Origin of the sequence: Natrialba hulunbeirensis JCM 10989, assembly GCF_000337575.1 — an archaeon.
In the GTDB taxonomy this organism is placed as follows: Archaea; Halobacteriota; Halobacteria; order Halobacteriales; family Natrialbaceae; genus Natrialba; species Natrialba hulunbeirensis.
On sequence record NZ_AOIM01000026.1, the window covers coordinates 102,660 to 114,804 of the forward strand.

Annotated in this window: 5 protein-coding genes, 3 pseudogenes and 1 CRISPR repeat array (1 of these 9 running past the window's edge); of the genes and pseudogenes, 7 read left to right on the forward strand and 1 reads right to left on the reverse strand. The window is 55.6% G+C overall.

Features of this window, described 5'->3' with window-relative positions; all coding sequences use genetic code 11:
• Positions 1 to 150 precede the first annotated feature (150 nt).
• From C483_RS21340 to C483_RS20235, 7 genes and pseudogenes are all read left to right on the forward strand, one after another.
• Positions 151 to 1,603 (forward strand): annotated as a pseudogene (locus C483_RS21340) (eCIS core domain-containing protein).
• The gene (locus tag C483_RS09300; protein WP_049912528.1) at positions 1,600 to 2,547 is read left to right on the forward strand and encodes a hypothetical protein; all 948 of its coding nucleotides are present in this window, start codon (positions 1,600 to 1,602) and stop codon (positions 2,545 to 2,547) included. Before C483_RS21340 ends, C483_RS09300 begins: the two are co-directional and overlap by 4 nt.
• A 72-nt stretch (positions 2,548 to 2,619) precedes the next feature.
• Positions 2,620 to 3,807 carry an eCIS core domain-containing protein gene (locus tag C483_RS09305; RefSeq protein ID WP_006653103.1) on the forward strand — a complete coding sequence of 396 codons (1,188 nt, stop codon included), beginning with the start codon at positions 2,620 to 2,622 and terminating at the stop codon, positions 3,805 to 3,807.
• Positions 3,808 to 3,900: 93 nt separating this feature from the next.
• A complete protein-coding gene (locus C483_RS09310; protein WP_006653104.1) occupies positions 3,901 to 4,737 on the forward strand; it encodes a hypothetical protein in 837 nt (278 codons plus the stop codon).
• Between the two features lie 82 nt (positions 4,738 to 4,819).
• A pseudogene (locus C483_RS09315) lies at positions 4,820 to 5,664 on the forward strand (eCIS core domain-containing protein); the annotation flags it as partial.
• 234 nt (positions 5,665 to 5,898) lie between these two features.
• On the forward strand, positions 5,899 to 6,636 hold the full coding sequence (locus C483_RS09320; RefSeq protein ID WP_006653106.1) for a hypothetical protein: 738 nt from the start codon (positions 5,899 to 5,901) through the stop codon (positions 6,634 to 6,636).
• 4 nt (positions 6,637 to 6,640) lie between these two features.
• Positions 6,641 to 6,787, forward strand: a complete 147-nt coding sequence (locus tag C483_RS20235; protein WP_160166256.1) for a hypothetical protein — start codon at positions 6,641 to 6,643, stop codon at positions 6,785 to 6,787.
• Between the two features lie 369 nt (positions 6,788 to 7,156).
• Here C483_RS20235 and C483_RS19490 read toward each other — a convergent pair.
• Positions 7,157 to 7,371: pseudogene (locus C483_RS19490) on the reverse strand (IS1595 family transposase); the annotation flags it as partial.
• A 32-nt stretch (positions 7,372 to 7,403) separates the two neighbouring features.
• A CRISPR array of direct repeats spans positions 7,404 to 12,145; the repeat unit is 30 nt; unit sequence GCTTCAACCCTACAAAGGTTCGTCTGAAAC; it runs 368 nt beyond the window's last position.

Sequence of the window (12,145 nt, forward strand, 5' to 3'; positions counted from 1 at the left end):
GTGCAGCCGGGGAACACACCCAGTCAACTGTATATTCCATCAGAAGGAAAAATTATTATTACCCTATAGAAGTAATTACCTACCAATGAACGGAACGTGGTCGGGTTGGACGGCACATCGCAGGCTTTCCGACCGGAGGAAGACCTAATCATGGCGTCTTCCCAGCATCGGGATCAAAAGCAGACGGACTCGAGCCAGACGGCCGACGAGTCGAGAACGGCCAGTGAGTCGAAACAAACACAATCGCATCGTCAGTCACAGTCCTCGATCCAGCGAACGTCGTCACGGACGGCCGCCGCCGGGTCAGTCGCCCAGAGCGCCTATCCGGAACTGGGCTCGCCCGTTGATCTGGCCGATCTCCCAGTAGACTCGACGATTCCGCGCGCGAGCCGGCGGCCACTCTCGAGTCGCGGCTACGGCTCCGAGGAACAACAGCACATCCAGCGCGCGATCGAGGGCACCGGCACTAGGCCTTCGGACATTCCCAAGCCCGTGTTGGACGTGCTCGGTAGTGGCAGCGGGACCCCTCTCGACCAGCCTATTCAGCGGGCACTCGAGGAGCGCATGGACACTGACTTTTCGAACGTGCGCATTCACACGGGCGCAAAAGCGGCGGAGGCCGCTGACGCGATCGACGCGAAGGCGTTTACCTGTNTCGAACGTGCGCATTCACACGGGCGCAAAAGCGGCGGAGGCCGCTGACGCGATCGACGCGAAGGCGTTTACCTGTGGGAACGATGTCGTGTTCAATTCCGGCGAGTACGACCCAGAGAGTTCGGAGGGACAGTTCTTGCTGGCCCACGAACTCGCGCACGTCAAACAGCAGAACGGTGGAGCGACGATCTCGATGATGCCCCAGGAGGGCGCTGATCTCGAGATCGATCCGGACCCGCAGTTAGAGCGTGAGGCCGACGAGGCCGCTGCGCAGGCGTTGACTGGTGACGTGCCACTGGTCGTCAACCGAATGGGGACAGACGTGCACATTCAACGGTCGGCGAAAGGCGAGTCAGAATACGTCACCAGAGGCGAGGTGTACGAAATCGTCCAGAACCACTACGAGGGCGTTGTCAGGAACCAGGCCGAGCAAGATCCGCTCGAGGCAGGCCCAGAGCGTGAGACACCAGGAAACAGCGCCGGTAAGTCCACCCAGGTGACGGATGATGGTGGATTTTTCAGCAACGCGTGGGAGAAGACCAAGCAGGTTGGGAGTGATCTCTCCCAGGCAGTAACCAAAGGTTCGATTGGTTCCCTCGTCGGTGCCGGTGGAAAAGCCGTCGGAATGGTTGGCGGGGCAAGTCTCGGTGCCTTCTTGGGTGGTGCTCTCGGAAGCTTTGCTGGGCCAATGGGGACGGCTGCCGGTGCTGCTGTTGGGTCGAAACTCGGAGAGACGATTGGTGGCGAACTGCTTGGAGGGGCTGCCAGTGATGCAGCCAAGCAACTAACTGAGTACACGTTCCCAAAACAGCACTCCGAGTCTGTCCAGGAACTCCAACAGAAATACGAATCTCTCAAGGAAGAGGTCGAGGAACTGAAGAAAGCGGATCCCTCGACTTCCTCTGACCTTGAGGGAGTTGGCAAATCTGGGATGGTGACTAAACAATGAAGGCCGTCATTACGGGAGAAAATGACAGGCTCGTCGGAGTCAATTTGTTGGACAATGATAACGTAGAGCATGTAATTGAGATGGAAAAATATGGAACGATCACTGGACACCAACAAGATGGATACCCAGACGATCCAGCCCAGCGAACTGATGAACAGGGTGAGCGCGTACTCCAGGCTCAGAAGTTTGCCAGGTATTATGTCTTTATCGAAGAGGGCTACGATACTGTCCCAGCACCGGAAAACCCGGTGCGAATAGACGCTGTTCGCCAGGCGATTAGCGAGATGGATCTCGCCGAATTCGAGAATCACTTCGGCGACCTCTACCAACAGTTCGACTACGAAGATGGTGCAGGAACCAGACCGGTAATAACGTCCCCAGCAGAAGCGACCGATCCGGCGATATACAGCAAAAATGTCTATCTTGGTGTCGATCCGTTGGAGACCGATCTTGGAACGGAACTCGCTCAGAAACACAATTTGGACGTGACTCAGGATGCGGCCGAAATCGACCTCACCGACGTCTCTGGCTGCGAACTAGATACCTGGGGCGAGTTTGCTGGCGAGTTCACTGCCCGTGCTATCGACGAGGACATCGATCTCAGTGACGCAGCGTATATCGACGACACCTCTGATCTCTACGTGAAGTACCCCAGTGGCGGTCATCTGGTGGCTGCAGATGATCATCTGGCTCCAGCAGCACGCGAGCCAGACACGGTTATCGAACTTTTGCCGATTGATCCACAGGACTTGGAATACTTCAAGTCCTTCATGGACCACTATCTGCGCTGCCAGATCCGAGATACGTTCGTCGAAATGGGCGTTCATCCACCCGAGGAGTTCCGCGTGCTCGGTATGGGCCGGTTCATGGCTGCCCGCGGCTACGATTACGTCGACTTCTATCCCGAGTTTCACAACCCTAATGCCAGAGCGTTCCAGCAGTAACTGAGCAAAGTTCATTCAACATCTTATTCACTTACGCTTTGCACACGTGAAACAGCATGGCAGGGTCGGAGCATGATATCTAAGGAAGGCGTAGATCTGCAACTCAATCGCGATCCCGAAATAGAGTTGCCGATCAATCTGGTGAATTTTCCGGTCAAGGTTGTGATTCCGCGCGCGAGTCGGCGGCCACTCTCGAGTCGCGGCTACGGCTCCGAGGATCAACAGCACATCCAGCGCGCGATCGAAGGCACCGGAACCAGGCCCTCGGACATCCCCGACACCGTCTTGGACGTACTCAGTAGTGGCAGCGGGACCCCTCTCGACCAGCCTATTCAGCGGGCACTCGAGGAGCGGATGGACACTGACTTTTCGAACGTGCGCATTCACACGGGCGCAAAAGCGGCGGAGGCCGCTGACGCGATCGACGCGAAGGCGTTTACCTGNTCGAACGTGCGCATTCACACGGGCGCAAAAGCGGCGGAGGCCGCTGACGCGATCGACGCGAAGGCGTTTACCTGTGGGAACGATGTCGTCTTCAATTCCGGCGAGTACGACCCAGAGAGTTCGGAGGGACAGTTCTTGCTGGCCCACGAACTCGCACACGTCAAACAGCAGAACGGCGGCGCAACGGTCAGCATGATGCCCCAGGAGGGCGCTGATCTCGAAATCGATCCGGACCCACAGTTAGAGCGTGAAGCCGACGAGGCTGCCGCACAGGCGTTGTCTGGTGAGGATCCAGTGGTCGTGAATCGAATGGGGACGGATGTCCACATTCAGCGGTCGATCAAAGGGAAAGTCGAGAACTTCCTCTCTGGCGACCAACCCGCGTTCGAAGACGGCGTCCACGCAATTGATGACGACGAGCGGGGCGAGCTCTCAGAGTCGATCAATCGGATCATCGATGACGTCAAACAGCTAAAGGAGGATGTCTACGGGTCCGATGGAGTGGATGCCATCGGTGCATCCAAAAAAGGGCTTTTGGCTGGCGGCCTCGCGTTCGGTGCCGGGCTTGTTGGCGTCGCAACCGGCACCGTCGGTGCCGCAGCGGGACTCATCGGCGCACCGCTGCTCGCCTACGCAGCCACGACCAGCGAAGACCTCTACGAACAGGTCGGTAAACGAGCGATCGATAAAGGCAGCGAATGGGCTGGCGAGAAATACCAGGACGAACTCCAATGGCTCAAAGAGAAGTACAAATCCCTCGAGCAGAAACTCGGGCTGGGTGATGGTTCTGATACAGATGGATACCCTGGTGAATAAATCATGATGGGTGAATTGATTGAGGAGAGAGACGAGTGGATTGGTGTTAAAGTTACAGATAATAACAACACCGAGCATAAAATAGCAGTTGAATTGGATGGGAGGATCAGGGGACATGGTCAATCGGGGTACCCAGACAAAGCTGCTAAACGCACCGATGAGGGCAACGAACACGTCGAACAAGCCCGTCGGTTCGCCCGCTATTACGTCTACGAAGAACGCGGATATGAGACCCTCTCGTGGGAGGAACACCCAGACCGTCTCAATACCGTCCGCGTTGCCCTCGAGGAACTCCCACTCGAGGAGTTCGAACGGTTGTTTGGTGACTTCTACCAGCAGATGACCAGCTACTTCGACGAAGATACCGAGTCGGTCGTCGACATCCCGGCAAACGCCGAAGAGCCGTCGGAAATCCTCTATCGGAAAGACATATACTTCACAGTCGGTTCCGACCAGTCGACGAGTCTGGAGCGAGCAGCGGAACTGGCCGACGCCTACGATATCGACCTCGAGAAGCCACCCGAACGAGAGACGGCTAGCTGGGAGGCGTTCACTGATGCCGTTGCTGATCACCCAGAGATCGACTTCAGTGGCTCACTCGAGATTGGAGCCGTCTCTGATCTCGGCATGTTCTACCTCGACGATGACTGGAACGAGCACGTCGTTGACGGCGACGCACCCGTCGATCGTGATCCGGACGCTCGCATCGAACTGTTGCCGGTCGAATTCAGCTCCCTTGAACGGTGTCAGGAGTTTTTGGCTCACCACCTGAAGTGCCAGATTCGGGATTGCTTCATCGGCATGGGTGTCGAGCCACCTGCCGAGTTCCGTGTGCTGGGTCCCGGTCGTCTCTACTACACAAAACGCTACGGGAAACTCGATATGTACGAGGAGTACCACACGCTCGAGGCTGACGTGCCGACCGCGTGAGGGTAAGAAGAACTTCGATCTTATGGTCTCTCGATGCTCCGAGCCAGTGCTGTTCCTGCCGTCGCCTGTGAGCCATGCCCAGGTCCAGCGCGCCCTCGAGGAGCGCATGGACACTGATTTCTCGAATGTGCGCATTCACACGGGTGCGAAAGCGGCGGAAGCCGCTGACGCGATCGACGAAAGGCGTTTACCTGTGGGAACGATGTCGTCTTCAATTCCGGCGAGTACGACCCGGAGAGTTCGGAGGGACAGTTCTTGCTGGCCCACGAACTTGCACATGTCAAACAGCAGACGGGGACGACGATTTCGATGATGCCCAAAGAGGGTGGGCTGCAGATCGACCCGGATCCGCAGTTAGAGCGGGAAGCCGACGAGGCCGCCGCGAAGGCGTTGTCTGGTGAGAATCCAGTGATCGTGAATCGGATGGGGACGGATGTCCACATTCAGCGAACAGCGCTGGGGAAACTGAATCCGTTCAGTAGGAACGACGATCAGGAAGGTGGTGAACTAGTCCCTGACGAGGTTGAGGCTACTCCCGAAGCATTGGCTGACGAAGTTCGAAAGATCAAGGCCAATCAGGCTAAACTGTTCAACGCAGTCAATTCCGAACGGAGTACGATCGATACCGTCGGTGAGGCTGCCGGAGCCGGAGTTGTCGGCGGCACGGTTGGTTTGGCTGTCGGAGCCATGACTGCAAACCCAGTGTTAGGGGCGCTCGCTGGTGGTGCCGTTTCCGATGTCGGCAAAACCCTCTACGGCAAACTCTGGGGGAAAGGACGCGACGCGATCGCCAACGCCGAAGTCCCGGATGTCTCCCTCAATAAACTCGGAGGTGTCAAGCAATCGATCGAGAAACTGATTGACGAGAAGCTTCGTCAGCGCTTCGGTGGGACTGAACATGCCGACAATTCTGAGGGGCTGATATAATATGAAAGCTATAATTACGGGTAAAAACGAACGAAGCATCGGTCTCCATATTGCGGATAATAGTGGGGAAAACACAAAATAGAACTGAGAAAGGAAACGGGTAGCATTTATCACCACCAATGCGATGCGTATGCTAACAAACCAGACGAACGTACCCCAGAAGAAAACGAACTAAACGAACAGGCCCGTCGGTTTGCCCAATACTACGTCTACTGTGAACGCGGCTACGACACCATGAAGCCCCGTCGAATCCATCCGGAGCGTATCAACGCTGTTCGGGTTGCTATCGCCGGCCTCGCCGAGTCTGGGTTTGAACAACACTTCGGCGACCTGTATCGACAGCTTCGAAGTTACGACGACTCCAGTGCTGATCGTGTCGTCGAAATTTCGTCGGCAGCGTCCAGCGCTGACTCAGTTCTCTACCGCAAGAACGTCTACTTGGGAGTAGACCCGTTCGAGACCGAATACAGTGAAGAAGCTGAAGCGATCGCTGCCCGACATGGACTGGATCTCTCGCCAGACCGGCTAGACACCATGTCGTTTGAGGACGGAAACACGGTCGATCTCGATGGCTGGGGAGTTGCGTCTCGAGAACTGGGAGCACTGGCCGACGCCGCTGATAGTGACCTGTCCGACGGCCTCCAAATCGACGGTGTCTCGTCGCTCCACATGGCCTATCTCGATGACCAGGGTGAGGAACACGTCACCGATGCTGCCGAGCCGTTCGACCGTGAACCCGACGCACGGATCGAACTCCCTGTGATGGATGCCGGTAGCCTCGCCGAGTTCCAGGACTACGTCAACCATAATTTGGCCTGCCAGGTGCGCGACGCCTTCATCCGGATGGGCCTCGAACCACCGGAACCGTTCCAGATCCTCGGCTACGGTGATTTCGAAGCCGCCGAGCAGTACAAGCGCCTCGAGATGTACCCGAACTACGTCGATCCTCAAGACGAGGAAGCGTTCATCTGAGCCGGTGGCAGCAAGCTCACTTACCAAGCGTTGCTGCGAAGCACGCTCGCTCGACCAGCCGGCGTTCGAGGAGGGAGTACACACAATTGATGACGACGAGCGGGGCGACCTCTCGGAGTCGATCAATCTGATCATCGACGACGTCAAATAGTTGAAAGAGGACGTTTACGGGTCCGATGGAGTGGATGCGATCGGTTCGGCCAGCGCCTCGAAGTTGCTCGCCGAGTACCGTTTACACGCTTGATCGAGACTATTATCGCCTTTGAGATAGTTGATAATACGTTCGTCGGGGCACCGTCTAGTTAGCGCAACTTGAGGAATGAGCAGGTCGTAGAGTTGGTTTGGAATGTTGCTCGCAGACCAGCTCAGCGAGTGCTACGCGGCGGAATTTGATGAACCGTGGGAGTGAGAGCGGACGGCGACACCCGTTAGTGCTCCAGCAAACTTCTGGGTGTACTGAACTGATGAGCCGCAGGGAGCTATCTTCTCTCCCCGAACACGTCGCTCCAAATACCCAGTTCTTCTGTGAACTACTATGGTCTCGCTCGCGGCCTTTCATCCGTTGAGACGTATACTTCGTCGATTTCGACCGGACCAGATAGCGTGAGCGAAGGCGCGTTGAGCGCTCTGGCAAAGCGCTCGACGCGCTGTCTTACCGTTCTGTACGAGAGATCGAGTTCAGCTTCGATTTTGCCGAATGCTCGTGTTGGGACGTAAGAACACGTGAATCGTGAAGGACCTTCTCGCCTATAACGCAAGAGTGTGATGCTTCAACCCTACAAAGGTTCGTCTGAAACCTCGCGATCCCCCTGGTCGGCTTTGCCGAACTGATCGCTTCAACCCTACAAAGGTTCGTCTGAAACGCGCCGTCTTTAGACTCGTCAAGGATATTGTGCCGGCTTCAACCCTACAAAGGTTCGTCTGAAACCGAGCCCTCTCCAGGGCAGCGTCACGTCAAACCACCAGATTCAACCCTACAAGGGTTCGTCTGAAACGCCCAACGCTGAGGAGTTCAAACGCGTCAAGAGGGCGCTTCAACCCTACAAAGGTTCGTCTGAAACGACGAGTCTCGAGTGGGCCGAGGACGCGCTGAACGCTTCAACCCTACAAAGGTTCGTCTGAAACACGAGCGCGACGAGTGCCGGATGGGTGAAAGCCCGGCTTCAACCCTACAAAGGTTCGTCTGAAACGTAGTATCCTGCGTCGGGGTAGCGGCCGCCCTCCTGCTTCAACCCTACAAAGGTTCGTCTGAAACCTGGCACAACGGCGATCGCCAACCGGTCGACACGCTCGCTTCAACCCTACAAAGGTTCGTCTGAAACTGCCAGGGGTGTGCTTCGCCGTTGAGTCCCTTTTTGCTTCAACCCTACAAAGGTTCGTCTGAAACCGTGATCGAAGACAACGACCTCACATGGAGCACTGCCGGCTTCAACCCTACAAAGGTTCGTCTGAAACGATAATGATACTCCGGTTGATCCGGATGCGTTTGTCGCTTCAACCCTACAAAGGTTCGTCTGAAACCCGAACAGTCCGGCGGCGGGTCGGCCGACATATCCCGAGCTTCAACCCTACAAAGGTTCGTCTGAAACCGCGACGGCGAGCTCGCGATCACGTTCACCGACGAGTGGCTTCAACCCTACAAAGGTTCGTCTGAAACCATCCGATGTGTCTATCTTACTAACAGTCCCATCGTCGCTTCAACCCTACAAAGGTTCGTCTGAAACCAGACTGATGCACGATGCCCAGCCCTGTTCGGTGGGCTTCAACCCTACAAAGGTTCGTCTGAAACCATTTCGCGGGCGCGGTCGGCGAAGACAAGTTAGACGCTTCAACCCTACAAAGGTTCGTCTGAAACTCGTGCTGGTAGACGCACCCGACCACGAGTCGATCGCTTCAACCCTACAAAGGTTCGTCTGAAACAACCATCGTTTCCTGCCCGGTGAGCATTCGAATTTCGCTTCAACCCTACAAAGGTTCGTCTGAAACCGTGCCAGTATAGGCGCGCGGGTTCACGTCAATTTCGCTTCAACCCTACAAAGGTTCGTCTGAAACTCAGGTGGGACAGACCCCACAGATGCAACTCATAAAGCTTCAACCCTACAAAGGTTCGTCTGAAACGTGACAGTCGTCGCCGGCCTGTGAACAGTAGCGCATGCTTCAACCCTACAAAGGTTCGTCTGAAACGAATCACACGACGCACGCACCGCGAACAAAAACGGCTTCAACCCTACAAAGGTTCGTCTGAAACAGTGTTGATCAGGACCAGCTGATGCCGTGTGTTGTACTGCTTCAACCCTACAAAGGTTCGTCTGAAACTGGACAGCAACCCGGAGGCAACGGCAGAGAACGGCTTCAACCCTACAAAGGTTCGTCTGAAACAAAGTCAACTGGCTCTAACTCAGGCAAACTCAAACTGCTTCAACCCTACAAAGGTTCGTCTGAAACGTACGTGCAGTACCAGAGCGACGAGGACGAGCGTATGCTTCAACCCTACAAAGGTTCGTCTGAAACGAGCCGGGCAATGAATTCCTTGTGACGTGGACAACGGCTTCAACCCTACAAAGGTTCGTCTGAAACTCGGCGCGGGAATCGTCCTTCGAAGCGAGGAAAGCGGCTTCAACCCTACAAAGGTTCGTCTGAAACTCCCGGTCACCACTAACCGCCAGTTGTTGATCGGGCGCTTCAACCCTACAAAGGTTCGTCTGAAACGTCGCCCCCCTCCTCGTAATCCGACTCGTCGAGGTGCGCTTCAACCCTACAAAGGTTCGTCTGAAACCTGAGCCGGCGATCGCGTCTGCTGAGTTCAGAGAAGTGCTTCAACCCTACAAAGGTTCGTCTGAAACCACGGTCTGGTTCTTAGCGTTCGTGAGGGTGAGAACGAGCTTCAACCCTACAAAGGTTCGTCTGAAACCAGGATCTCGATGCGACCCCCGATTGGCAACTCGAGCTTCAACCCTACAAAGGTTCGTCTGAAACGGGTGGTTACTAATGCAGACAGTGTACGAGATTCGGGCTTCAACCCTACAAAGGTTCGTCTGAAACGCGAGCCTCGGCATCGTCGAACGCCTGGGCGATGCGCTTCAACCCTACAAAGGTTCGTCTGAAACGCTGCACCCCCTGCTCAGAGTGACGATGGACTCGAGGCTTCAACCCTACAAAGGTTCGTCTGAAACTACGAGGGTGCTCCGCTCGACGGTACCGTCCAGTACGCTTCAACCCTACAAAGGTTCGTCTGAAACCGTCATCGAAGCCGATGATGCCCCAGCGGGTGACTTCGCTTCAACCCTACAAAGGTTCGTCTGAAACGTATCGGCCGGCGGCCTGGGCGATGTGGTTCTCGCGCTTCAACCCTACAAAGGTTCGTCTGAAACCCAAACCCGAGTTTCAGTATCCCGGACGAGCGTCTGGCTTCAACCCTACAAAGGTTCGTCTGAAACACGAGTTACTCGCGGACCTCGCGGAGCGGGCGGCCGCTTCAACCCTACAAAGGTTCGTCTGAAACACGAGTCCCCAGAGTGCGTACTCGAGTGTACGAACGGCTTCAACCCTACAAAGGTTCGTCTGAAACGGTGTGTGCTGACATGGTTAGTCAGCCAGCAACAGCTTCAACCCTACAAAGGTTCGTCTGAAACCGACGACGTGATGGGCGCATACCGTGAGTTCGGTGCTTCAACCCTACAAAGGTTCGTCTGAAACCCGGCAGCCATACGCGGGACAACTCAAGAATGATTGAGCTTCAACCCTACAAAGGTTCGTCTGAAACGATCTCGAGGTCGCTGATCTCGACGACGCGACTCGAGCTTCAACCCTACAAAGGTTCGTCTGAAACGAGCGACCTGTGAGGACTGAGCAATGAACGAACACCAAGCTTCAACCCTACAAAGGTTCGTCTGAAACTATCGGACTCTCGAGAACCTGAGATTACAATCAACGGCTTCAACCCTACAAAGGTTCGTCTGAAACCAGTAGATACCTATAGTATAGTACGCGCGCGCCTTGGCTTCAACCCTACAAAGGTTCGTCTGAAACCGTCTGAAACGGCGAGTCGAAACTGGTCGACCGCGTCGTCGAGGAGCTTCAACCCTACAAAGGTTCGTCTGAAACCTCGCGCTCGATACCGTATCGTTCCATGCGTTTGCGCTTCAACCCTACAAAGGTTCGTCTGAAACGAGCAGCGCGTCGAGGATGAGTTCCTCCCGCTGCTCGCTTCAACCCTACAAAGGTTCGTCTGAAACATCCACCGGATTTGATAATCATGCTGTTCCCAGTACGCTTCAACCCTACAAAGGTTCGTCTGAAACTCGTGTTCGTTTGTCATTGGTCCGCGTTCCCTCCGCTTCAACCCTACAAAGGTTCGTCTGAAACTCGACTTCCAGTTTGCCGGCCTGGAGGTCGTTCTCGCTTCAACCCTACAAAGGTTCGTCTGAAACTCAACACGGCAAGCACCGCCGCCGCCGGAATCACGAGCTTCAACCCTACAAAGGTTCGTCTGAAACCGGTAACGACGCCATACGACTGGGTACGAACGGATACTGCTTCAACCCTACAAAGGTTCGTCTGAAACTCGTCAACTGGGATAGCGTTCGGTCGGGACCCGACGCTTCAACCCTACAAAGGTTCGTCTGAAACCTGTGCAGCCCGAGGGCGACGGCACGCATTACCTGCTTCAACCCTACAAAGGTTCGTCTGAAACCTCTGGGCGGCGGCCAAGATGAAAGAGGGCTCGCAGAAGCTTCAACCCTACAAAGGTTCGTCTGAAACAATCGCGTACTTTGGGAACATCGGCCCGGCACCCGGCTTCAACCCTACAAAGGTTCGTCTGAAACTCGCCCTTCGAGTGGGTCGGTGCCGACGATATCGCTTCAACCCTACAAAGGTTCGTCTGAAACCCGAGCAAACGATAGACTTTGGCAACGCCGACTACGCTTCAACCCTACAAAGGTTCGTCTGAAACCAGCGCGCCTAGTTTTAAGGCAGAGCCACGACAACAGCTTCAACCCTACAAAGGTTCGTCTGAAACCGTTTTGGCGGAGTACTCCGTCCGGTCTGCCTCGTGGCGCTTCAACCCTACAAAGGTTCGTCTGAAACGAGTGTGCGGGCGACCACTTGCCAGCGCCGTCGGTTGCTTCAACCCTACAAAGGTTCGTCTGAAACACAGCTCGGGCAGTGAACGCCTTCTGTGCGAGCACGGCTTCAACCCTACAAAGGTTCGTCTGAAACGTCGTTAGCGTCTCGCCGGCCATCGTCAACTCGCCGCTTCAACCCTACAAAGGTTCGTCTGAAACCTCAACACGGAAGCCGACAGCAGCGTAGTCAATGGCAGCTTCAACCCTACAAAGGTTCGTCTGAAACTTGCTAGGAGACGACTTCTTCGGCAACGTGTCGACCGCTTCAACCCTACAAAGGTTCGTCTGAAACGATCATCGGCCGGGCGACCGGGGGTGACTGACCGTGGCTTCAACCCTACAAAGGTTCGTCTGAAACGATCCGGCGGCCATCCACGTCCGTT

Coding starts and splice junctions, on each gene's coding strand:
- C483_RS09320 (WP_006653106.1), top strand. CDS start 5,899: ATGAAGCCCCGTCGAATCCATCCGGAGCGTATCAACGCTGTTCGGGTT.
- C483_RS09300 (WP_049912528.1), top strand. CDS start 1,600: ATGAAGGCCGTCATTACGGGAGAAAATGACAGGCTCGTCGGAGTCAAT.